Source organism: Candidatus Nanosynbacter sp. TM7-053 (assembly GCF_022828375.1).
In the GTDB taxonomy this organism is placed as follows: Bacteria; Patescibacteriota; Saccharimonadia; order Saccharimonadales; family Saccharimonadaceae; genus Nanosynbacter.
Genome location: NZ_JAJQJX010000002.1, coordinates 169,794 through 192,383, shown reverse-complemented (window position 1 = coordinate 192,383; position 22,590 = coordinate 169,794). Strand labels below are relative to the sequence as shown.

Sequence of the window (22,590 nt, the reverse complement as noted above, 5' to 3'; positions counted from 1 at the left end):
GAAGGCAGCTTATTCTGCCACCTCCTCAACTACGCTCATCAAGCTATCCTCAATATTCTTTCGAGGTTTTGGTTCTGTCTTAACAGGAGCTTTTGCTTCGATATCTAACTCATAGCCAGTCAATCGACTTGCCAAGCGAACATTCTGTCCAGCGCGACCAATTGCTATTGATTGCTGATCTTCGCTAACATAAACCGTCGCACGCTTCTCGTCTTCATTGACAGTCACACTCAAAACCTCTGCTGGGCTCATCGCATTGGCAATAAATCCAGCCGCATCTTCCTCATATGGAATAATGTCAATTTTTTCCTGCTCGCCAATTTCATTCATCACAGCCTGAACGCGGGCGCCGTGACCACCAACAAACGTACCAACTGGATCAACGCCAGGTAGCGCCGAAGAAACCGCCAATTTGGTTCGGCGACCAGCTTCGCGAGCAATCGCCTTAATCTCAACTGCACCAGTTTCCATCTCTGGGACTTCTTGATTGAACAAGAATCGCACAAACTCTTCGTTGCCGCGGCTAAGAATTAATTGCGGACCGCGACCTTCGCGCTCAATATCCTTAATATAAACCTTAATTCGACGACCAACGCCGTAATACTCGCCAGGAATCTGCTCACTCTGAGGCATAATTCCGACAGCCTTGCCAAGCTCAATTCGCACAACGCGTGGCTCAACTCGCTGAACTGTACCGATAACAACCGTACCGATTTTATCTTCAAATTCCGCCAAAACAACTTCACGCTCAGCTTCGCGCAAACGCTGCAAAATCACTTGCTTAGCAGTCTGAGCCGCAACTCGACCAAAAGTCGTCACATTATGAGTTTCCATCACAACTTCACCGCCAAGCTCAGCCGCAGGATCTATCTCCTTAGCTTCCTCTAGGTCGATTTGATTGGCGTCATTCTCAACTTCTTCAACAACAGTTTTAACAACCGACACGACGGCCGTACCGTTATTGATATTCAAGCTTGCACGAACCAATTGGTCACGTGTGCCGTTATCACGACGCCAAGCCGCCGCAATCGCCTGTTCAATCACGCTCAAAACTGTTTCTTCTGGCAAGTTTTTTTCCTCAGCAATCGTACGCACTGCCAACGTCAACTGCTTAATATTCAAGTCTTCCATTACATTCTCCTTCTTATTAATTATATCTTTTTCCGTCTCAAACTTCCATAAACGAAAAACTCCGACCTGCCGGCCGGATGAGTACTTTCTCATTGTATTAAAAATTTTTCATTTTGTCAATTTACTTCAATACACTTTTCTAGGATTCCCGACATCGCGCTTTTTTCAGCCTCAGTCACCCACAAGCGATATCGTCGCTTTATTGCTATCTGGCGCGCTACATACTGACAACGAAACGGCTTATTGCTCGGTAGCCAAGTCGCCGCATCGCCGTCACCTTTGGCTTGATTCGCTGGACCGTCAACCGCCAACAGATTTAACGGATCGTTCGCCAATTTCTCTCGTTCTTCTGGAGAAATTTGCTGCGCGCCCTTTTGCCAAGCATCGCTCAAAGCCACGACATGATCAATCTGGACCTTAGAACTGGTTTTTTCGCCGCGCTGAAATTGGATTGTTTGACCAGTGTACGGATCATTCAGCACACCCGACAAAACTCGACATTTTTCATCAATTTTCTCATCCGTCAAGTCTCGCGCCAGAATCACTTCCCGCACAGAGCAGCCGTTAATTTTACCCCAGCCGTTGCCGAATTGCTTTCTGGAATAACCAGTCTTTGGCGCACGTCCTTTGACTTCTATCTTTTCCAATTCCGATTTGGCGTTCGAATTACCAAATAATTCTCGTTGTGTTGAAGTTTGAATTGTCTGAGGTTCGGGTTGTGAAATTCGCGAAGCCCAAACCGCCACGCCAGCCACCAGAATTACCAGCGCAATCACCACTTGCCGACGTCGTATTTTATTCACCCTCATGACTGTATTATAATTAAACTATGACTAAAGTTCCACGCTTACTTGACACATTCACACCAAATCATTACAACCTAACTCTCGATTTAACACGCGCCGAGGAAAAAGAATTTTCTGGCACAGTTATCATTTCTGGCGATTCCACCAGCGAATCAATTTCGCTACATTCCAAAGGTCTGATAATTCAATCAGCCACAATCGACAATCAGCCCGCCGACGTCTCATTCGGCGAGTTTGATGAATTGAGATTATCCCAGCCGAACCTTGAAAACGGAAATCACACAATTCACATCAATTTTTCCGGAACCATCACCGACGCGATGCACGGATTATATCCTTGCTACTTCACCCACGACGGCGTTAAAAAACAGCTTTTTGCAACTCAATTTGAATCACATCACGCCCGCGAAGTTTTCCCTTGCGTTGACGAACCAGCTGCCAAAGCCGAATACGATTTGACACTGGTCACCCGAACAGGAATAACAGTTTTGGGAAATATGCCCGTAAAATTCCAGAAAGAAAATGGCGATTCTCTCACGACGACATTTGAAAAAACACCGCGGATGAGCAGTTATCTTCTGGCTTTCGTTATCGGTGAATTGCACAAAAAATCCGCTCACACCAAATCCGGCGTTGAGGTCAACGTCTGGGCAACGCCAGCTCAGAATGAAAATACATTAGATTTTGCGTTAGATATCGCCACTCGTTCAATTGATTTTTATGATGAATATTTCGGCGTCAAATATCCATTGCCAAAATCTGACCACGTCGCTCTTCCCGACTTCTCCTCTGGTGCCATGGAAAACTGGGGATTAATTACTTACCGCGAAAGCTGTTTGCTTGCGGACCCAGAATTGACCCCAGAATCATCCAGGCGTTTCATTGCCACGGTTATCGCACACGAGCTCAGCCATCAATGGTTCGGCAATTTAGTTACCATGCAGTGGTGGAACGACTTGTGGCTCAACGAAAGCTTCGCCAATATGATGGAATATGTAGCAATTGACGCGCTCCAGCCGAATTGGCATATGTGGGAAGATTTTGCCACGAATGAAGTAACAGCCGCGCTCAGACGCGACAGTTTGGACGGCGTTCAATCCGTTCAAGCCGACGTCAATCATCCAGACGAAATCAGCACTTTGTTCGACCCAGCAATCGTCTATGCCAAGGGTGGACGGCTGCTTGTTATGGTAAGGAAGCTTATCGGCGAAGAGGCGTTTCGCGCTGGACTTAAATCATATTTTGAAAAATTCGCGTATAAAAACACCGTCGGAAATGATTTATGGCAAGAATTGGAGTCAGCGAGCGGTCAGCCAATCGTCAATCTAATGAACACTTGGATTTCCCAACCCGGCCTTCCTGTCGTATCAGTTTCAAACAGTCACGACGCGGCGACTTTAAGTCAGGAACGATTCTTCATCGGCGAACACCAACTATCCGACGCGTTATGGCCGATTCCATTATTCGCAAACCAACCGCTTGACGTAAAAATCTTGGATCAAAAAGAAGTCACCGTTTCCATTGAAAAGCCATTGCAATTAAACTGCGGCTTAAGCGCCCACTTCGTCGCCAAATATGACGAATCCACTCGCGAATATTTATTGAAAAACATTACGAAATTGCCGACCCTGGATAAGATTTGTATCTTACAGGACGCGACAATACTTGCCCGCGCTGGATTTGAAAACTCGGCGTCACTACTTCCATTAGCATTGTCGCTAAAAACCGAAACCAACGAAAAAGTATTCGGCATGGCAGCCAGTGCATTGTCGGAGCTGCGGAAGTTCGTAGATGACAATGACACTGCCCGAGATTCATTAAAGAAAATTTCTGGAGAATTTGCACGCGCCACATTCGAGGAATTAGGTTGGGATGAAAAAGCTGGCGAATCAGACGACGACCGCGAACGACGCACCACGGCTCTGGGATTAATGATGTATAGCGAAGATAAAGAAGTTTTGAATGAGGCGAAAACTCGATTTGACAACAATAAACTGGAAGACTTGCCGACAGAAATTCGAGCTTTAATTATCAGCGCAAACGTGAGGCATTTTGAGACGCCAGAGATGATTGAAAATCTCTTTGCCACATATAAAAACACGCCGTCAAATGACCTGCAGAATGATATTGCAATTGGACTAACTTCCACCAAAAACCCCGAAACGGCAGAAAAAATCCTTGCCAACATTAAAGATTCCAATATTATCCGCCCACAAGACGCCAGCCGTTGGTTCGTGTATTTAATTCGGACCAGAGAAAGCCGCCAGATTGCTTGGAATTGGCTAAAGGAGAACTGGGCGTGGGTCGAAGGTACGTTTGGCGAAGATAAAAGCTATGATGACTTCATTCGCTATGCAGCTACGGCGTTACTAACGCCTAATGAACTTGACGATTTCCGACAATTCTTTGAGCCGATGATGGACATTCCAGCCCTCGCCAGAACGATAAAATTAGGAATTACCGAAATATCAGCACGCGTCGAGTTGATTGAGCGAGATAAGGCGGACGTGCTCTCTGCTTTGCAAACAACACTGTGATATATTATGCCACATTTTTGACAAAATCTATTGACATTTTATTCTATTAGTGGTATAAATGAATTAGCTTTTGTTGACAGAACAAATGTTTTGTCCAAAAGCGTACTTTGACAAGCAGTTGAGAATAAAGCAAGGTGAGATTTTATGGCGTTATTTTAGCGGAAGCAAAATAGTGTCGTGAAACCTCATCTTGCTCAAGCGCCATCCGGGCGCCAGGGCAGTGTTTTTATAAAACACGGACAATTCCGTCCGGGCGAGGAGAGAGTGGTAAAATGCGATACAACTACAAGAAAATGTCGGAAGGGAAGATCTTTGTGATTCTTCTCATCATTGTTTTCGGAGCTGCTTTTGGGTTCCGCGCCTGTGCCACCTCGGTGGCGCAAGGGAACCAGCATACGGAGATCGTCACTGTGTGCGGCAAGGAGTCCGTACAGAAAGGAAGAGATGGACACGAGTATCGTGTCTATACTTCGGGCCAAACGTATACAGTGGAAGACTACTACGGCAGTCAGGGGTCGCGCTTTGATAGCGCGGACCTGTACGGCCGTATCAAGGTTGGTGAGACCTACATCATCAAGTCCTATGGGTACAGAGTACCCTGGGCCTCAACCTTCTGGAACATCCAGAGTGTCACACCAACCACACAAATGCCCACCGGCACGTGCGGCTAACGCCGCCGGACTGGCAAGCCGCCGAGAATTCTTGGCGGTTCTCTCTGCCGCACATATTCTCCTGCTTGTCAGTTCGCTCCATAGATGCGTGTCTATGCTGATGAGTCGAAAACGACGAAAGCGAACAATTTATTCCAACACTACACACTCTTCAACTACGGGCGGATTTCCATCAACAGAAATTGCCAGCATTTGCATATCGCAGCCTTCATATTGCGCATTTTTAGCCATGAACATCTCTGCGGAAAAACGTATTTGATGCTGTTTTTTATTTGTAATTGCCGCCAAGCCATCGCCGAAATTATCATTTTTCCGATATTTAACCTCTGTAAAATATAAAACATTGTCTTTTCTGCTAACAATATCAATTTCACAATATCGTGTTCGCCAATTCCGTTCTATAATCTCATGACCATCGCCCGCCAACCAATCCGCCGCCGCTTGCTCACCTTTATCACCAATTTGACGCGTTGTGTCTTTTTGCTGGTTTTTATATTTTTTATCGTCAGACGCATTTTGCGAATTCGACTCAACGCCAGCATATTTAGCCAACGGCGCAAAACTCAGCCGATGCAGCGGAGTTACGCCCAGATTGTCAATAGCCGCTCGGTGCTTCGCCACTCCATAACCAACGTGTGAAGAAAAATCATATCCCGGATAAATATTATCCTGCTCCGCCATAAATTTATCACGAGCCACTTTAGCAATAATCGACGCCGCCGAAACGCTCGGAATCAGACCGTCGGCTTTCGCTATAATTGTTACGTACTTTTCTAACGGCGTACCCGCCAAGAAATTGACCGTCCCATCGATAATAATCTCATCAAACGTCGAGCCATTTTTCTGACATTTCGCTTGAATTTCTTTGACTGCACGCCGCGTCGCCAGTTTAAGCGCCTCGCTCATCCCCATTTCATCCAGCTCCTCAGCAGGAACCCAGCCCAACGCCCAAGCCGACGCTTGCTCGCGAATTTCCTCATCGAGCAATTTACGTCGTTTTTTGGTCAATTTTTTACTATCATCAAGCCCTTCAATTTCAGCGCCGCCCAAAACCACCGCGCCAATCACCAACGGTCCAGCCCACGCGCCGCGTCCGACTTCATCAATCCCCAGAATCACCTGACAATCTTCCCTTTTTCGTCATAAAATCCGCGATAATCCAGCCAATCCAAACTGCTGCCGCGCCTAATGTATTCGCCAAAATATCCCAATTTGTGTCGTCCAATTTTATACTCGCCAAACCTGCCTTGACCATAAATAATTCCGCCAACTCATTAATACAACCCAGCGCCGAAACTAAAGCAAATACTGAAAACGCCGCCACCAGCCAATGCGCCCGCCATTTCATCGACGAAACCAAATACGCCCAGAATAGCCCCGTAAATAGACCGCCGCCCACAAAGTGCGTCGTAAAACTAGTGTCCTGTCCGTCAATTAACGGCGATGGCAAATACCAAGATACGAAAAACAACAAACACGCTGTGTAAAGTACCCAGAGATATTTTTTCTCATTATCAAAGCCGTTTCTTTTCAAAACATAAGGTGTTGCCACAGCTAAGGTCGTCGGAACAAGGACGGATATATAATGAAATATTGCCATATTGAGATTATAACATGAGAAAACCGCCTCAGATTAAGAGACGGTTTCAGCGATTAGCCAATAGACAATTACGCGTCTTTATGGCGAGCTGCAACTTCAGCAGCCTTAGCATCAAGTTCAGCCTGAGCAGCATCTTTTTCAGCTTGTTTTGCAGCAGCAGCCTGAGCAGCTTCTTCCTTCAAGCGTTCAGCTTCCGCTTCTGCCTTAGCGTCATGAATGTCATTAACAGCAGCACGATCGAAATTCTTAGCCGTCAAGCGAGCTGACTTACCGCTACGCTGGCGAAGGAAGCTCAAGAACTTGCGGCGAACCTTAGCGCGACGAACAATCTCAATCTTCTCAATAAGTGGACTGTGTATCAAGAATGACTTTTCAACGCCAACGCCTGAAGCGATCTTTCGAACCGTAATGCGTGATGTGTGTGATTTTTTATTGTCGGTGCGGATAACAACACCCTCGAACATCTGAATACGCTCTTTGTTGCCTTCCTTAATTTTCTGGTAAACGCGAACTGTGTCACCACTGCGAGCATCGACAACTGCTTGCTTTTTTTGTGCTTGGTTGATTTTGTTGATTAACTCAAAACTCATAATTTTTCCTATCTTCCGAACTCGCTCCGACTGGCCACGCAGTTGTACCTCTGCGGCTCCACATCAAACAAGGCTCGAATATTTAACTCTCGTACAATTACATAAGATAATAACACAAATCTGAAGAAATATCAATTAAATAAAATTGGAGTATAATATAGTTATGGATTACAATAAATTAGCACTCGAACTACACGAAAAATACAAAGGTAAAATTACGACTAGCCTCAGAGATAAAGAGGAGCTTAATCGCGACAAACTTAGCGCTTATTACAGCCCTGGCGTCGGCGCAGTCAGTCAAGCAATTGCCGAAAATCCAGCCGATTTACCAAAATACACTTGGACAAACAATTTAGTCGCCGTAATCTCAGACGGCTCAGCGATTTTGGGTCTGGGCAATTTGGGCCCAAAAGCCGCCATGCCAGTCATGGAAGGAAAAGCTTTGCTATTTAAGCATTTTGCCGATGTCGACGCCGTGCCAATTGTATTAGACGTTCACGAACCAGAAGAAATCATTGCCACAGTTAAAGCTATTGCGCCAAGTTTCGGGGCTATCAACCTCGAAGACATTGCCGCACCAAAATGCTTTGAGATTGAAGAGCGATTGAAGGCAGAATTAGATATTCCAGTCTTCCACGACGACCAACACGGCACGGCTGTCGTTGTGTTGGCGGGCTTAATTAACGCCGCCAAATTGACAGGACGAAACCTGGCGGATTGCAAATTCGTAGTCATCGGCGCGGGCGCAGCTGGCACAGCAATCATCAAATTGTTAAATCTTTACGGAGCTAAAGACATCGTAGCGGTGGATAGCCGAGGAATTGTCGGAAAATCACGCACAGATTTGAACGCTGAAAAAACCGCACTATTGGAATACGTCGACGCATCGCAATCTGGCTCAATTGAAGACGCCATCACCGACGCAGACGTATTCATCGGCGTATCGCGCGCAGGACTTCTCACTCCAGAATTAGTCCAAAAAATGGCGAAAGATCCAATCGTATTCGCACTAGCAAATCCCGTTCCAGAGATTATGCCAGATGTCGCCAAGCAAGCCGGCGTCGCAATCATCGGTACAGGTCGTAGCGACTTCCCAAATCAGGTCAATAACTCCCTAGCCTTCCCTGGAATTTTCCGCGGCGCATTAGATCACGGAGTTAAGAAAATCACCGATCAGCACAAATTGGCGGCTGCTAAAGCACTAGCTAACCTGGTCGAAAATCCAACCGTCGATAAAGTTGTCCCAACTGCGTTTGATGAGGGTGTCGTTGAAGCTGTTTCAAGCGTCATCAAATAGGACTAAACTCCAGCACCGTCAGCTGCCTCAATGCGCCTAGTCCGCCCAGTAAATACTGGCAATAATTCTTCCTGGTTATTTTTGTCGCAAGCGCCCAAAAGCATTAACAAATGAGTTATACCGTTATCTTTTAGCATCTCTCTCACGGACTCATCATCCACCTTATCCACAGCGATGTGCGACACATACATTCTTGGTGCGTCAGGCGTTTGGGTTTTCCAGCTAAAGATATTAAAAGGATACTCTTTTTTGTCTCGATGCCTTAAGGTCGTCCAAGAATCACGTAATCCAGAATCTGACGTTGCAACAATTTCTGCCGCTAATTTTAATTTATTATAAAGAATGGGCAAAATACGCTTCTGCTTTTTCTTGGTCTCATAGCCAGACATTCTGTGTTCAATTCTCTTGGCTGCCTCAGTACGAGTATCGACTACTACCGCAACACCATTACCGCTTCTCTCGATATATAAAACCTTAGCCATTTCATCATCTAACCACGGAAATGTTTCGTGACTAAGTTCTATATAATCCCCAACCTTTAAGTTAACCTCAGTAGCCTGAAAATCCTGACCACTCACCTCGCAATTATCCTGGCGTGATTGCTTCTTCCTCTTTCTCTTCTTCGCCTTATTCAAAGATTCAGCGGCGATTTTAGGTGCCACTTCATAGCTATTCAATTTCTCCGAAAGCACCTTCAGGGCGTCGTCTAAAGACTCGCTCAGATGCTCTTTAGCCATAGATTCAGCAAGGCTACGAACCACTGGACTGTTTTCCTTAATTGTCGCTTCTTTATACTGCTTGGCTAATTCCTCTTCGCTTGGCAATTTTATGGATTTTATAAACTTAAGAACTCTGTTGGCAAATTTTAAATCACCCTCAGGATTAATACCATTGCATTCCTCATCTTCAACCTCTTCAAGTTTCCGACGCTCAAAGTCTTTCAGTAAACTACTCAACTCCATCTTGCCATCATTACCTGGAATGTATTCAGGTCTAGTAATTGTAAAATCATCAGGTAAACCAAAAGCCTCATCCTTAGTAAGGCTCTTAGTCACAGCCTCCCTTGCCTCTGCGATAAAGTCCATATATTCACGATCTGCAAGTTCAGGACTAATTATTTTATTAGCGTGCTGCCATCGTCTTACGTCGGGAATAGCATACTCTTCAGCTTGGCAAAATTCTGGAATATTCACTTCCGCCAGCTTTTCGGGAAAAACTACACTAAGATTTTCCCTTATAAATTTCTCGTATGCTCCATTAAATATACTTGTTAATGATTCTTGGACTTCCTCTATATCAAAATCTATCTCTATGCAATCTGAAAGCCCGTTATACTCCTCCTCAATTTGCTGAAACAACCCAAGAACCTTCCCATAAGATTCTTGATATTCACCGCGCAACTCCTCACCTTCAACAAGAAACGGTACATGCTTAATAATAAGCTTTACATAATCTATAATTTGACTTATGTAGTTTTTATTCAGATCTTCTGTATGAGATAGTTTATCTTTAACAACATAACCATCCCGTTGTCTTTCGCTCATAAACTAATATCTTATCAGTTTATGGCTATAAAGTCAATTATATTACTCTATTGACTTCTTCTAATGTCGTTTCACCACGAAGAGCCGCCAACACGCCAGCCTGAAGTAGCGTCACCATACCATCTTCTTTTGCAGCCTTTTCAATCGCTTCTGTATGTACATCCTCAACATCGCCGCGCAAGAATTTCTGAATATTCTCGCTCACGACCAGTTGCTCCATTACTGGAATTCGCCCCTTATAGCCAAACGGCACGTCGTCCGTTGGCACCGCACGCCAAAGCTTAAACGTATCCAAATCTGGGCAATCAACATTCTCTGGCAAATCCTTCAAAACCTCTTTTACCCACTTACGAGTCGCCTCATCTGGCTCATATTCTTCCTTGCTATCATCCCACAATCTCCTCACCAGTCGCTGAGCAATCACCAGCCGAACCGCCGAGCTAAAAATCGGATTTTGCCCAATCATATCGATCATACGACTAAACGCCGCCGCAGTCGAATTGGCGTGAAAGCTGGACAGCACCAAGTGTCCCGTAATTGAAGCCTGAATCGCAGTCTTCGCAGTTTCATTATCGCGAATCTCACCGACCATCACCACGTCTGGGTCAAGACGCAAAACACTGCGCAAACCGTCAGCAAACCTCTGTCCATTTGTCGTATCAATTGGAATCTGAGCAATCCCAGGAATCGTATTTTCTACAGGATCCTCCAGCGTGATAATCTTTCGGTCTGGCGTATTAAGAGCATTAAGAATGCTATATAACGTTGTGGACTTTCCCGAACCAGTCGGACCAACCATCAACAACATCCCGCGCGGATGAGAAATGACTTCATCGATTTGCTCGCGCTCTTTCTTTGAAATATTCAAGAGATCCAAGTTCAACATTGATTCGTCAAAATTAAACAATCGAAGCACCAAGTCCAAGCCATACACCGTCATCACGGCTTCCACACGCAAATTCAGCACGTGCGACGCGCCATCTCTATGAATTTCCTGCTGCATATGCCCAGACTGAGGCTCTCTGGAAGCGTTAGAAATATTCGCGCGCGACGCCAAAGTCGCCATAATCACTCGATATCTATCCCTGCTAAGTTCCGCCACCGTGTGCAAAGCTCCGTCAACACGCATACGAATTCGAATCGACTCACGCTGATTTTCAATGTGAATATCCGACGCACCCAACAAATCCGCTTGGTCAATCAAATAGTTAAACACGTCATTCGTGCCCACAGAAGCCAAAGTCTGCGTAACCTGCGCCAGAGTATCGCTATCACCTTCCTTGGCAATTTCAATATTGTCGTAAATCACTTTTTTTGGCGGATCAAACCTGAGCATGATTGACCGAAACGCCGAACCAGAAATTAGGAAGAAGAAGATTCGCTTGCCATTTTCAACATATTGATCTCGCATCCGCTTCATCAACGATTCAGAAGTTTGCGACGTAACACCAAATCGATAAGACTGGTCTTCCTCATTAAAGGCTAACGGAACCAACCTGCCTTTATACATCTCTTCTATCGTTAAAACATCCTTAAGCAAAGGTAAAGTATCTTCAAATTCCCGCCCATCAAGATATTGAAGTCCTAAAATTGACGCTCGACGACGAGTCGCTTCCTCATCCTGCTCGCGGCGTCGCGCCTGAATTTTATCTTCGTCCATATGAAAATTATACCAAAAAGCTTACGGTTTGACGAGTGATATAATAGTAATATGAATCCAGAAATTACTCTGTTAGTTCACAATATTCGCTCGACGCATAATGTTGGGGCAATTTTTCGCACAGCCGAAGGATTTGGTGTGAAGAAGATTATTCTCAGTGGTTACACGCCGTATCCAGAATTGAGTTTATGTAGCAAGGCGCCTGCTTGCGCGCTTGTCGATGGAGAAATTCGATCTGAAGATCCCCGCCTGCCGCATATTCGCGAGAAAATCACCAGCCAAATTCATAAAACAGCCTTAGGTGCGGAAAGTTTGGTGCCATTTGAGTTTTATGAAGATATTAACGATTGGATTAAAGAGAATCAGCGAACAGAAAACTTGCCAATTATCGCGCTGGAGCAATCAAAAGACAGCGTGATGTTATCAGAATTTCAGCCGCCTGAAAAATTTGCGCTGCTGCTTGGAGAAGAAGTCTACGGAATCACACCGGAACTTTTGGACAACTGCGATTTCACTGTAGAAATCCCAATGTTCGGCCAAAAAGAATCATTCAACGTGTCGGTCGCAACAGGAATTGCGCTATTTGGACTAATTTTCCCGAGGATGAGATGATCTCAATAACGAATAAATAAATCCCTCAAGTCTGCTTATTGACTTTATTAACCATATGTGTTATATTTATATGAACTTTCTTTGGAATCCCCCAGAGAAAGTAGTACCCGCACAAAAGGAGAAATGCAATGATGGACATTGCTATGATCATCACGACTATATCGGTCATGTACCTGGCTACATGGGCACTGTACTCCCACGACAAGATGTCGGGAGTCGTGCCATCAATCTTGGCTGTGATAGCAGCGACGGCAATTATGCTGGAGTTCGCTGCCTATATGGTAGTTCTGCTACCGATATTGCCCTGGTCAATATCAGCGGCAGTTTTTACAGCGACTGCCACACTGTTCGCTACGTGCTCATTGGCACGTACAAACGAACATAGCGGCAAGATAAAGCGGGACAAGTCCCGCTGACATAGTTAGCCCGCCAGAGCAATCAGCTCCGGCTGAGGCTCTGTCAGCGGGCTAACTATCACTTTAGAACTACACACTCTTCACCCAGGGTGTTTTTTAATTGGCTTAATAGGTTATCATTAGCATCCACCTTAAACGGCAGGCGCATGGCTGATTTTTCTTTCTCGCCCAGTACCAAAACCACGTCAGTCGTGCCAGCATTCTCGCCGCAAACAGACTTCATTTTCACCAACCGCGAATGGTCATTCGGGTCTTTAATATACACAAATAACTTTGAGGCGGGAATTTCTGGCGCAACATTAACAGGCGCCGAATGAGTTTTTGGCTGCGGTTTGGCGACGTCATTCTTTACGGCAGACTTCGAAGAAGTTCCATTTTTCTGATTACGATAAGCTTCACGGCGCTCTTTTTTTACAGCAGAGCTAATTTTTGGCGCTTCCATTTTACGGCCAGTCGACTCATAGCCATTGATATCGTTATCCGTAATCGCAATAATATCATCGGCAATTAGTTTACTTTCATTGCCCAAATTTCCGTCACGATCTCGAGCTGAATTTTTACCAGAAACTCGAATCACTGCGTCCTGAACCAGCTTAGCGCCAACTTTCTCATACAGATTTGGAAAGACGATTATCTCGCCCTCACCAAACTTGTCCTCAATTCCCACGAACGCCATCTTCGAACCGCTTTTTGTGACAATTGTACGAACCGTGCTAATAATTCCCCCAACCGTCATCATTCGACTGTCGTACTCAGGAACTAATTGCGTCAATGGTTGAGTTTGCTCGCTCAAATACGTTTCATATCTATCAAGCGGATGCGCCGAGATATACAACCCCAACAATTCTCGCTCCCACATCAAGCGCTCTTTATCGTCGTGTTTCACAGGAGCCTTCTGGAGATGAAGAGTCGATTGGACGCTCGCCGCATCATCGCCACCCAACATTCCAAACAAATTGGTCTGCCCACTGGCGGCTTCTTTTTGGAGCTTGGACGCAAATGACGTAATGGAATCCAGATTGAATAGCAAATCAGATCGATCGCCCATATCATCGAATGCACCAGATTTAATAAGCGATTCCCAAGCTTTTCTGTTGAATTTGCTGGTTGAAACGCGCCTAGCAAAATCCTCAACCGACGTAAACGGCCCATCTTCGCGCGCCCGCAGAACTTCCTCGACCGCGCCAACACCAACGCCCTTCACCGCAGACATTCCAAAACGAATCTTATTCTCATTCGGTACCACAGCAAACTCAACGAACGATTCGTTTACGTCAGGACTCAACACGCTAATTCCCATGTGCTTACATTCGGTGATTTCAATTGCCAAACGATCAGTGTCGTCATGGTCGCTAGTCATAAGCGCCGCCATAAACGCGTCAGGATAATGCGCCTTCAAATAAGCCGTCCAATAAGCAATCAAACCATAACAAGCGGCGTGCGACTTATTGAAACAATAGTTAGCGAATTCTTCCAGCTGAGTCCAGAAAGTTTCCGCAATCTCCTTAGTTGCGCCACCAACTTTAACCGCACCCTCGACGAATTCAGGCTTGACCTTTTTCATCAAGTCAATTTTCTTCTTACCAACAGCCTTACGCAATGTGTCAGCCTGACCGCCAGTAAATCCACACCATTCCTTAGAAATCTGCATAAACTGCTCCTGATAGACCAAAATTCCGTAAGTATTTTTCAGCGAGTTTTTCATTCCGGAATGCAAATAAGTTATCTCTTCTTCGCCGTGTTTACGCCTAATAAAGCTGTCAATAAACTGCATCGGACCCGGACGATAAAGAGCCACCATAGCAATAATATCTTCAAACGTAGTCGGCTTCAGTCCGCGCAAATATCGCTTCATTCCCGCCGATTCCAACTGGAATACGCCAGTCGTGTCGCCGCGCTGAAACAGCTCATAGGTCTTTTTATCATCAAGCGGCAACTCCGAAAGATTAATTTCTTTCTTGTAAGCTTTTCGGATAATCCTCATGGCGTTATTGATAATCGTAAGGTTCGAAAGTCCCAAAAAGTCCATCTTCAATAGACCCAACTCTTCAACCTCACCCATCGGGAACTGAGTTGCCACCACGCCCTTTTGCGCCATTTCAAGCGGAATATAATTAGCCAACGTATCTGGCGCGATCACCACACCACAAGCATGAACGCCGTGGCTACGAATCGTCCCTTCCAGCTGAATTGCATAGTCCAAAACTTCCTTCGCAGTCGGATTATTTTCATATTCATTCCGAAGGTCCGCATCCTCTTTAATACTCACAGATAACGGAATGTGACGCCCCTGGTTTGGCGGCGGAACTAACTTCGCCAAGCGGTCGCTCTCAGCGTACGGAACTTCCAAAACCCTAGCAACATCACGCACTGCCATACGACCAAACATCTTGCCGAACGTTGCAATATTACTAACGTGATCTTCGCCGTATTTTTTTGCACAATATTCAATCACTTCGTCGCGGCGCGTATCCTGAATATCGACGTCGATGTCGGGCATAGAAATACGATCAGGATTCAGGAATCTCTCAAACAGCAAACCATATTTTAGAGGATCAAGATCTGTAATGTTCAGCGCATACGCAACAATCGAACCAGCCGCGCTACCACGCCCTGGACCAAAAACAATTCCTTGAGATTTTCCCCAGTTGATAAAATCCTGGACAATCAAGAAATAACCTTCATAGCCCATATTCCCCATCACGCCAAGCTCCATTTCAGCGCGCTCACGAACCTCATCAGACAGTTTCGGGATAATTTCGTCAGGATCCAACTTTTCAGCCTCCTCCTTCGAAGCTCCATTGTAACGCTGCAATAAACCTTGATATGTCAATCTAAGCAGATACGAATGTTCATTCTCGCCGTCTGGCAATGGATATTTTGGAATAAGAATTCGCCCAAGCTCAATCTCAACGTCGCAGCGATCAGCTATTTTTTTCGTGTTGCGAATAACTTCAGGAAATTCCTCGCCCCAGTGATCAATAATATCGCGCGGATCTGTCAAATGAAGCTCAAAATCCTTCAAGCTCATTCGCTTTTCATCACTGAGATACGAACCCGTCCCAACGCAAAGCAGAATCTCGTGCGCGTCTTGATATTCGTGCGTCAAATAGTGACCATCACAAGTCACCACCATTTCAATACCAAGCTCTTTTGAAAGCTTAATCAAGCCCTCGTTGATCTTCGCCTGCACATCCCAGTGCGTATTCGACTTCGGGTGTCCGTGGTCCTGCAGCTCCAGATAATAGCGATCGCCAAAAATTGACTTATACCATTTGGCAATCTCACGAGCGCGATCATAATCGTCCTCTTTCAACGCCACGCCAATTTCACCACTCGCACAACCGCTCAGAACAATCAACCCCTCATTCAATTCCTCCAGAAGTTCATGGTCAATTCGCGGCTTATAATACATTCCCTCCAGATTGGCGCGCGTCGACAACTTCATCAGATTGTGAAAACCCGTGTTGTTCATCGCCAGCACAGTCAAGTGAAAACGCTGCTTATCTTTACCTGGATCGCGATCAAATCGCGAACGAGTCGCCACGTAAGTTTCAATTCCGATAATCGGCTTAATTCCCGCTTTTTTGGCAGTCTTGTAATAGTCCAGAATGCCGCTCATCGTGCCGTGATCGGTTACGGCGGCAGCCTCCATTCCGAGCTCCTTAACCTTATCAACCAAGTCATGAATCTTAGTCAATCCGTCCAGCACCGAGTGAAAAGTGTGATTATGAAGATGCACGAAATCAGACGGCTTCAAAGCCGCCGACGATAATTGTTCGCTTTTCCCCTTAGTCATTAATAACAATTATAGCACGCTATTGACGACGTTGCATTGTCTCAATTAAGTGGTTGATAAAATCAGCCAACGGCGGGAAAATGTCGGCAAATTGCCCCAAAATCCAAATCAATATCGCGATCAATAACGTCGCACCCAAAGCGCTTCCCAAACCAAAGAAAATTCCGCGAACAAAATTCACCCAGTAAACTTGGTGGCGAGATTTATGAAAATCAAAGAACAAATCCTCCAAAATCGCCCGACGAGCGTCGTTTTCATTATCACGAACAATTTTCTTCGCCAACTTATTTGGCTGTTCTTTGGCTGACTTTTTCACTCTTTTTTACCTTCTTCTTTGAGAAAAATTTCGAGAAAAATCCACTTTTTGAAGCGAAGCTTTTGGCTAGCTCCACGCCAATTGAAACCGTACTTACAATTCCATTTAAGTTAGCAATTCTCTGGCTTATCGCCTCCACGTTCTGCTGAGTTTGGCGAATTTGGCGCGTTAATTTGATGATGGAAATTGTCATAGCGATCATCATGATGACAAAAATCACCATCAAAACCACTAATATAATAAGCAATCCGTTCATGCTATTTATTATACATTATTTTAGACGATCCGTCAGATGAGCGCGCAATTTATCACCAAAGTTAGGATCACGCAGCCCAAAGTCGATCACCGTTTTTAGATATTCCAATTTGTCGCCAGTATCATAATAAGTGCCGTTCGTAATCTCTACGCCATAGAAATCAAATCCGTCGTCAATCATTTGTTGCATAATTGGCTGAATTGTAAACTCGCCGTTGCCGTCAAATTCTTCCTTGGCTTTGTCTAGATAGCCGAAAATTTCTCCCGGAAGTAAATAGCTACTGACGCTCGCCAAATCAGAAGGCGCGTTCTCCTTGCCCGGCTTTTCAACAATATTCGTCATTTTTATAACGCCGTCTTTTACCCCTTGACCATTGATGACTCCATAACGATCAAACTCCGCGTCATTGGTGATTTTCTTACATGACAGAACCGCTCCATCTAAGCTTTCTGACGCCTCGATCATCTGCTTGAAACGACTTGGACTAGCCGCAATAAAGTCGTCTGCAAATGTGTAAATCACAGGCTCATCATGATGAATCAAATGAGAGGCGCAAGCCAAAGGCGTTGCGTTGCCGTACGGGCCCTTCTGGCGAATATAAATAAAGTTCGCCATATCAGCTAAATTCTGCACCGCGTCAATGAACGGTTGTTTTTTAGGACCACCAGCGCGCAAATTAGCCAAAAGTTCTTCATTCGGCTCGTCAAAATGATCTTCAATCGCCCGTTTATTAGCACTACCGATAATAATGATATCTTTAATGCCAGCCTCAACCAATTCCTCGACAACGTATTGAATAATCGGCTTATCAATCAGCGGCAACATTTCCTTTGGCATGGCTTTAGTTTGTGGCAAAAATCGCGTACCAAAACCAGCAGCGGCGATGATAGCTTTAGTTGGTTTTCTCATATTTCAGCTCCTATTCCCTATTATTTTCAGCAATTCTAAAATCTTTCGCGAATCAGTTTTTGTGCAAGGCTTGGGTTGGCTTGACCCTTAGACTTCTTCATGACTTGCCCGACCAAATAGCCAATAGCCTTATCTTTTCCAGCCTTGATATCTGCAATTGACGCCGCCGAAGCTGGATCATTCAGAACTTCGTCAACGATTGCAGCAATCGCCGATTCATCAGAAACCTGCAACAAATTCTTCTCTTCGGCAAGCTTGCGCGGATTTTTTGCGCCAGCCAGAAGCTCATTGAATAACTCCTTCGCATTCGTGCTGGAAACTTCAGACTTCTCTGTCATTTCAGCCAATTCTATTAAATCGTCAACCGCCACGCGCGTAGATTCATTGTCTGTTTGCGCGCCACTTTCGTCAGAAGCCGTCAATGCGCTCGCAAACCAATGCGCGACTCGCTTAGCGGAAGCCTCGCCCGACTTTTCCTGAACTTCCAATGTAATCTGGGCGTAATCCTGATTAGACAAAAGCGAATTGATAACAGATTTATCCAAGTTTAGCGCGCTCCATTTTTCCCTATATTCACCAGAAAGCATCGGCACTTTGGACTGAATTTCAGCAATCACCTCGTCAGTCAACACGACTGGCGGAATATCTGGGTCTGGCATATAACGATAATCCTGTGCGTCTTCCTTTGACCTCTGAGAAATAGTTATCTGCTTGTCATCATTCCAACCTCTGGTTTCCTGAACAACTTCTTCGCCACGCTCCAAAATATCAACTTGGCGCTTAAACTCGTACTCGGCAGCCCTTTCAACACTACGGAAGGAATTGAGATTCTTAATTTCAGCGCGCTTCCCAAGCTCTGTTGCGTCCTTTTTCGCCACCGAAATATTAACGTCAAATCGCATATTTCCGTGATACAAATTGCCATAAGTCACACCCGCGTAAACCATCAATTTATGAAGTTCCGAAACGTAAGCTTTGGCTTCCTCGGCTGAATGCATATCTGGTTCAGAAACAATCTCAATCAACGGCGTGCCAGCGCGGTTAAGATCGACCAACGAATAGCCGTCGTGATGCGTCAATTTACCAGCATCTTCCTCCATGTGAGCATGATCAATTCGCACGCGTTTCAAAGAGCCGTCTTCCAGCGGCGCATCGACATATCCAGCCAAAATAATCGGATTATACATCTGTGAAGTCTGATAGCCCTTTGGTAAATCTGGATAAAAATAATGCTTTCGATCGAATCGGCTAACGTGCGCAATCGGCGAATTCAAAGCTTTTCCAGCGCGAACCGCCAACTCAACAGCGTGTTTGTTCAAAACTGGCAACATCCCCGGCAAACCAAAATCAATCTGATGCGTCTTAGTATTCGGCTCAGCGTCACGAGCGTCATTATCGGCCGGGCTAAATAGCTTGGTCTTCGTCGCCAGCTGAACGTGGCATTCGATACCAATTGTCATTTCATAATCGTCATATACACTCATTATAATGCTCCCAAATCTTTTAATGCCTGTTCAAAACTCGCCATAGCTCGACGAAAACTCTGCGCCGTTACCGTTACGTTGGTTTCGTGGGCAATTTGATTACGCAATTTATGCGCCGCCCAAAGCCCATTTTCATCGCTCCAATATCCCTTGCGAGATTTCATACGTTCGCCCATCGTTTCGCCAGCCACACCACAGTCGCGCATAGCTTTGTCCAACAACTTGTCCGCCTTCATTATCGCCATCTGCATACTTTCCGATTTTCTGGTTTCGACATTGCGTAAAATTTGCCGCCAAACCCTCTGATACATTTCTTTGTCAATTTGACCGCGACCACGAGAAGTCAATTGAATGAAAATCATCAGCAAGACGCCGATAATCAACGCCGCAACAACTATCGCAACCATCAATCCGTCCATCAAATCTTCTCCACTTCCGAAACTAGCTTCAGCAAGTTCTTGTCCGACTTGTAATCGCCAATAAGCTGCACGCCAATTGGCAATCCTTCATCACTATTTCCAGCCGGCGCTGAAACTGCAGGAAGTCCAGCCAAACTTGCCGGCACAGTCATAATGTCCGCCAAATACATTTTTATCGGATCGCTAGCATTCTCCCCAATCTTAAACGCAGGAGTCGGCGCAACCGGCATCAATAGCGCGTCATATTCAGTAAATAACTTCTTAAATTCGTCAATCAACAACGTCCTGGCTTTTTGGGCCTGCATATAATAAGCATCGAAAAATCCGCTTGACAATACAAAACTTCCTATCATAATTCGTCGCTTATTTTCAGTCATGAAACCTTCATTTCGACTGCGACCATAAAGTTCCGCCAAAGTTTTTGCTTCCGCCGCTCGATGACCATATCGCACGCCGTCATATCGCGCCAAATTCGAGGATAATTCCGCCGGCACAATTATGTAATACATCGCCAGGGAATGTTGCATCATACTCAAATCTACTTCTTCAATTTCGTAGCCAAGCTGCTTCAATTTCTCCGCATAATCAAGCGTTTTTTGGTGGACTTCCGCGTCCACGTCATCAGTCATACACTGCTTGACTAGACCTATTTTTTTCTTTGCAAATTCTGGCTGATTATTCCAAAAATCAGGCAAAGTCGTCATATCTTTATCATCGCGTCCAGCCATAATTTCCATCACCAAGTCCGTATCTTCAGCATTCGTAGCAAAACAACCGATCGTGTCCGTACTTGATGCCATCGCCACTACGCCATAACGACTAACCGCTCCGTAAGTCGGCTTAATTCCAACCACTCCGTTAAAGCTGGCTGGCTGGCGAATCGAACCGCCAGTATCTGTACCAAGCGCAAACGGAACCACGTCGAGCGCCGTAACTACTGCCGATCCACCAGATGATCCACCGGCAACTCGCGTTTCATCCGCAGCGTTCTTCGTTGGGCCAAATGCCGAGTTTTCCGTTGAACCACCGTGCGCAAAAGCATCCAAATTCGCCTTACCGATGCAAATCGCACCTTCCGCTTCCAATTCTTCAACAGCCGTCGCCTGTAGTGGCGCATTAAAGTTTTCTAGCATTTTTGAAGCGGCGGTCGTTGGCGCACCAAACGCCAAAAAATTATCCTTCACAACAAATGGCACGCCCGCCAATCGTCCAGAAATCTCGCCAGCATCAACCTTGGCTGCACGCTCCAGCGCACGCTCTTCCGTTAGGCTAAGCAGCGCATTATACTCCTCAATTTCACGCGCTCGTCGCAACGCTTTTTTTACGTTCTCGACCGCGCTCTTGCCGATAAAATCACTAATCTTACTCATTACAATACCTGCGGAACTTTCACTTGGTTATTCTGTTTTTCTGGCGCCAAATCGAGCAATTTCTCAACAGGAATCCCCGCCTGAACTTCATCCTCGCGCCAAACATTGCTCAATCCTGTAACTTGATAAGTCGGCTCAACACCCGACACATCAAGCTCGCCCAACTGCTCAATATAGCCAATTATATTTTCCAAATCTTGGCGCAGTCCGTCGGTTTCGTCATCAGTCAATGCCAGACTACTCAAACTCGCCAAGTGCTGAATATCGCTGGTAGAAATAGTTATCATATCAATATTATACCACTAAAAAAAGCCGCCCATCAAAGTGAGCGACTTTATTTTTCCAAGTTTTATTACATCGAGTAATCTTGGTAGTTCTTGTAGCGACTGTAGTCTGATGGAATAGTCTTTACTGAACTGCCCGTGTCGTGCGCCTTAACAGCGATTGTGATAGCGCCAGTCAATAATACAACAGAAGAGGCCGCAATCAGCATCAAAGACAAAGCCTTTGACATGTTGCGTCCTTTGACAATTTGGCAAATGAAGTAAGCGCTAGTAGCAACAATTGCAAGAGCTAATGCGTATGGCAAGAATTCACCCAAGTACAAACTCTTATAGAATTCGCCGCCGTCACCAACGCCGATAAATAGCAACGAGTTGATCAAAATACTTACTAATCGAGCGACTAAGTCGACAGCTGGAATAATCAAAACAGCCAAACCGCCGTAAGTTACCAATTTGTAAGCTGTTCGCTTTGTGTAGCCTTCACGCTCTGGAACTGCTTTTGATACGCGTGAGAATAGAACTAGTGACAATACAGCCAAAAGCACAGCAAACACTGACGCCGCAATAATTCCCGTTCCCTGAGTTACCATTGATGGGGCAAAAAATCCGCCAACACTTCTTAATAACATTGATGTTGAATTTGTCCACAAACCAAACACCTTAGTTATAATATCAATCAGCAACATGATTGAAATAATCGCTGAACCCATTGCCAAAGCGTATTCCAAGGTCAACATCTTTGCCTTGCCCTTATTCGGGTCTTCATATGCGTATTGTGGATATGCTTGATAAGCATTTGGTTGCATCGGCATTTCTGGTTGCGCGACGTTTGTTGGCTGTGGTTGTTCTTTTGTTGCCATAATCCCTCCTAATCTAATAATATTTTTAT

21 protein-coding genes are annotated in these 22,590 nt (G+C 45.3%); 5 read left to right on the top strand and 16 right to left on the bottom strand.

The annotated features are described in order from the left end of the window. Positions 1-9: 9 nt before the first annotated feature. On the bottom strand, positions 10-1,224 hold the full coding sequence (nusA, locus tag LRM50_RS03940) for a transcription termination factor NusA (protein ID WP_243809964.1): 1,215 nt from the start codon (positions 1,222-1,224) through the stop codon (positions 10-12). Positions 1,225-1,247: 23 nt separating this feature from the next. Then, positions 1,248-1,940 carry an HNH endonuclease family protein gene (locus LRM50_RS03935; RefSeq protein ID WP_243809963.1) on the bottom strand — a complete coding sequence of 231 codons (693 nt, stop codon included), beginning with the start codon at positions 1,938-1,940 and terminating at the stop codon, positions 1,248-1,250. 20 nt (positions 1,941-1,960) lie between these two features. On the opposite strand from LRM50_RS03935, the gene LRM50_RS03930 reads away from it, so the two are divergent. Further along, positions 1,961-4,474, top strand: a complete 2,514-nt coding sequence (locus tag LRM50_RS03930) for a M1 family metallopeptidase (RefSeq protein ID WP_243809962.1) — start codon at positions 1,961-1,963, stop codon at positions 4,472-4,474. 272 nt (positions 4,475-4,746) lie between these two features. Next, positions 4,747-5,145, top strand: coding sequence for a hypothetical protein (locus LRM50_RS03925; protein WP_243809961.1), 399 nt, complete (start codon positions 4,747-4,749; stop codon positions 5,143-5,145). A 129-nt stretch (positions 5,146-5,274) separates the two neighbouring features. On the opposite strand, the gene rnhB is transcribed toward LRM50_RS03925, so the two are convergent. From rnhB to rplS, 3 genes are all read right to left on the bottom strand, one after another. After that, entirely contained in the window at positions 5,275-6,264 is a 990-nt protein-coding gene (rnhB, locus tag LRM50_RS03920) for a ribonuclease HII (RefSeq protein ID WP_243809960.1), read from the bottom strand. Further along, a complete protein-coding gene (locus LRM50_RS03915; RefSeq protein WP_243809959.1) occupies positions 6,248-6,745 on the bottom strand; it encodes a hypothetical protein in 498 nt (165 codons plus the stop codon). The genes rnhB and LRM50_RS03915 overlap by 17 nt, the downstream gene beginning before the upstream one ends. Before the next feature lie 68 nt (positions 6,746-6,813). Next, entirely contained in the window at positions 6,814-7,335 is a 522-nt protein-coding gene (gene rplS, locus LRM50_RS04090; RefSeq protein WP_445083106.1) for a 50S ribosomal protein L19, read from the bottom strand. Between the two features lie 163 nt (positions 7,336-7,498). On the opposite strand from rplS, the gene LRM50_RS03905 reads away from it, so the two are divergent. After that, complete coding sequence (locus tag LRM50_RS03905; protein WP_243809958.1) at positions 7,499-8,632, top strand: NAD(P)-dependent malic enzyme; 1,134 nt, start codon at positions 7,499-7,501, stop codon at positions 8,630-8,632. A 2-nt stretch (positions 8,633-8,634) separates the two neighbouring features. Here LRM50_RS03905 and LRM50_RS03900 read toward each other — a convergent pair whose 3' ends face one another. Together LRM50_RS03900 and LRM50_RS03895 are read right to left on the bottom strand one after the other, a co-directional pair. Then, on the bottom strand, positions 8,635-10,176 hold the full coding sequence (locus LRM50_RS03900; RefSeq protein ID WP_243809957.1) for a hypothetical protein: 1,542 nt from the start codon (positions 10,174-10,176) through the stop codon (positions 8,635-8,637). Positions 10,177-10,213: 37 nt separating this feature from the next. Beyond that, a complete protein-coding gene (locus LRM50_RS03895) occupies positions 10,214-11,836 on the bottom strand; it encodes a GspE/PulE family protein (protein ID WP_243809956.1) in 1,623 nt (540 codons plus the stop codon). A 51-nt stretch (positions 11,837-11,887) separates the two neighbouring features. Here LRM50_RS03895 and LRM50_RS03890 point away from each other — a divergent pair, with 51 nt between their 5' ends. Both LRM50_RS03890 and LRM50_RS03885 read left to right on the top strand, forming a co-directional pair. Then, positions 11,888-12,448, top strand: a complete 561-nt coding sequence (locus LRM50_RS03890) for a TrmH family RNA methyltransferase (RefSeq protein ID WP_243809955.1) — start codon at positions 11,888-11,890, stop codon at positions 12,446-12,448. A gap of 181 nt (positions 12,449-12,629) precedes the next feature. After that, positions 12,630-12,833 carry a hypothetical protein gene (locus LRM50_RS03885; RefSeq protein WP_243809954.1) on the top strand — a complete coding sequence of 68 codons (204 nt, stop codon included), beginning with the start codon at positions 12,630-12,632 and terminating at the stop codon, positions 12,831-12,833. 89 nt (positions 12,834-12,922) lie between these two features. Here LRM50_RS03885 and dnaE read toward each other — a convergent pair whose 3' ends face one another. The 9 genes from dnaE to LRM50_RS03840 form a co-directional block, all read right to left on the bottom strand. Next, positions 12,923-16,663, bottom strand: a complete 3,741-nt coding sequence (dnaE, locus tag LRM50_RS03880; protein ID WP_243809953.1) for a DNA polymerase III subunit alpha — start codon at positions 16,661-16,663, stop codon at positions 12,923-12,925. A gap of 19 nt (positions 16,664-16,682) precedes the next feature. Beyond that, on the bottom strand, positions 16,683-16,979 hold the full coding sequence (locus LRM50_RS04065; protein WP_129631163.1) for a DUF5665 domain-containing protein: 297 nt from the start codon (positions 16,977-16,979) through the stop codon (positions 16,683-16,685). Continuing rightward, complete coding sequence (locus tag LRM50_RS03870; RefSeq protein ID WP_243809952.1) at positions 16,948-17,235, bottom strand: hypothetical protein; 288 nt, start codon at positions 17,233-17,235, stop codon at positions 16,948-16,950. Before LRM50_RS03870 ends, LRM50_RS04065 begins: the two co-directional genes overlap by 32 nt. A gap of 15 nt (positions 17,236-17,250) precedes the next feature. Further along, positions 17,251-18,144, bottom strand: a complete 894-nt coding sequence (locus tag LRM50_RS03865) for a UTP--glucose-1-phosphate uridylyltransferase (RefSeq protein WP_243809951.1) — start codon at positions 18,142-18,144, stop codon at positions 17,251-17,253. Between the two features lie 35 nt (positions 18,145-18,179). Then, entirely contained in the window at positions 18,180-19,628 is a 1,449-nt protein-coding gene (gatB, locus tag LRM50_RS03860; protein WP_243809950.1) for an Asp-tRNA(Asn)/Glu-tRNA(Gln) amidotransferase subunit GatB, read from the bottom strand. After that, positions 19,628-20,047, bottom strand: a complete 420-nt coding sequence (locus LRM50_RS03855) for a hypothetical protein (protein ID WP_243809949.1) — start codon at positions 20,045-20,047, stop codon at positions 19,628-19,630. Before LRM50_RS03855 ends, gatB begins: the two co-directional genes overlap by 1 nt. Continuing rightward, the gene (gene gatA / locus LRM50_RS03850) at positions 20,047-21,417 is read right to left on the bottom strand and encodes an Asp-tRNA(Asn)/Glu-tRNA(Gln) amidotransferase subunit GatA (protein ID WP_243809948.1); all 1,371 of its coding nucleotides are present in this window, start codon (positions 21,415-21,417) and stop codon (positions 20,047-20,049) included. Before gatA ends, LRM50_RS03855 begins: the two co-directional genes overlap by 1 nt. Further along, the gene (gene gatC, locus LRM50_RS03845; RefSeq protein WP_129631181.1) at positions 21,417-21,704 is read right to left on the bottom strand and encodes an Asp-tRNA(Asn)/Glu-tRNA(Gln) amidotransferase subunit GatC; all 288 of its coding nucleotides are present in this window, start codon (positions 21,702-21,704) and stop codon (positions 21,417-21,419) included. The genes gatA and gatC overlap by 1 nt, the downstream gene beginning before the upstream one ends. Before the next feature lie 65 nt (positions 21,705-21,769). After that, positions 21,770-22,561: a hypothetical protein gene (locus tag LRM50_RS03840; RefSeq protein WP_243809947.1), complete on the bottom strand. Its 792-nt coding sequence runs from the start codon at positions 22,559-22,561 to the stop codon at positions 21,770-21,772. Between the last annotated feature and the right edge of the window lie 29 nt (positions 22,562-22,590).

What these genes read in the sequence shown, in the direction of transcription:
- nusA (WP_243809964.1), bottom strand. Translation starts at nt 1,224, where the DNA reads ATGAGAAAGTACTCATCCGGCCGGCAGGTCGGAGTTTTTCGTTTATGG.
- LRM50_RS03935 (WP_243809963.1), bottom strand. Translation starts at nt 1,940, where the DNA reads ATGAGGGTGAATAAAATACGACGTCGGCAAGTGGTGATTGCGCTGGTA.
- LRM50_RS03930 (WP_243809962.1), top strand. Translation starts at nt 1,961, where the DNA reads ATGACTAAAGTTCCACGCTTACTTGACACATTCACACCAAATCATTAC.
- LRM50_RS03925 (WP_243809961.1), top strand. Translation starts at nt 4,747, where the DNA reads ATGCGATACAACTACAAGAAAATGTCGGAAGGGAAGATCTTTGTGATT.
- LRM50_RS03915 (WP_243809959.1), bottom strand. Translation starts at nt 6,745, where the DNA reads ATGGCAATATTTCATTATATATCCGTCCTTGTTCCGACGACCTTAGCT.
- rplS (WP_445083106.1), bottom strand. Translation starts at nt 7,335, where the DNA reads ATGAGTTTTGAGTTAATCAACAAAATCAACCAAGCACAAAAAAAGCAA.
- LRM50_RS03905 (WP_243809958.1), top strand. Translation starts at nt 7,499, where the DNA reads ATGGATTACAATAAATTAGCACTCGAACTACACGAAAAATACAAAGGT.
- LRM50_RS03900 (WP_243809957.1), bottom strand. Translation starts at nt 10,176, where the DNA reads ATGAGCGAAAGACAACGGGATGGTTATGTTGTTAAAGATAAACTATCT.
- LRM50_RS03895 (WP_243809956.1), bottom strand. Translation starts at nt 11,836, where the DNA reads ATGGACGAAGATAAAATTCAGGCGCGACGCCGCGAGCAGGATGAGGAA.
- LRM50_RS03890 (WP_243809955.1), top strand. Translation starts at nt 11,888, where the DNA reads ATGAATCCAGAAATTACTCTGTTAGTTCACAATATTCGCTCGACGCAT.
- LRM50_RS03885 (WP_243809954.1), top strand. Translation starts at nt 12,630, where the DNA reads ATGGGCACTGTACTCCCACGACAAGATGTCGGGAGTCGTGCCATCAAT.
- dnaE (WP_243809953.1), bottom strand. Translation starts at nt 16,663, where the DNA reads ATGACTAAGGGGAAAAGCGAACAATTATCGTCGGCGGCTTTGAAGCCG.
- LRM50_RS03870 (WP_243809952.1), bottom strand. Translation starts at nt 17,235, where the DNA reads ATGAACGGATTGCTTATTATATTAGTGGTTTTGATGGTGATTTTTGTC.
- LRM50_RS03865 (WP_243809951.1), bottom strand. Translation starts at nt 18,144, where the DNA reads ATGAGAAAACCAACTAAAGCTATCATCGCCGCTGCTGGTTTTGGTACG.
- gatB (WP_243809950.1), bottom strand. Translation starts at nt 19,628, where the DNA reads ATGAGTGTATATGACGATTATGAAATGACAATTGGTATCGAATGCCAC.
- LRM50_RS03855 (WP_243809949.1), bottom strand. Translation starts at nt 20,047, where the DNA reads ATGGACGGATTGATGGTTGCGATAGTTGTTGCGGCGTTGATTATCGGC.
- gatA (WP_243809948.1), bottom strand. Translation starts at nt 21,417, where the DNA reads ATGAGTAAGATTAGTGATTTTATCGGCAAGAGCGCGGTCGAGAACGTA.
- gatC (WP_129631181.1), bottom strand. Translation starts at nt 21,704, where the DNA reads ATGATAACTATTTCTACCAGCGATATTCAGCACTTGGCGAGTTTGAGT.
- LRM50_RS03840 (WP_243809947.1), bottom strand. Translation starts at nt 22,561, where the DNA reads ATGGCAACAAAAGAACAACCACAGCCAACAAACGTCGCGCAACCAGAA.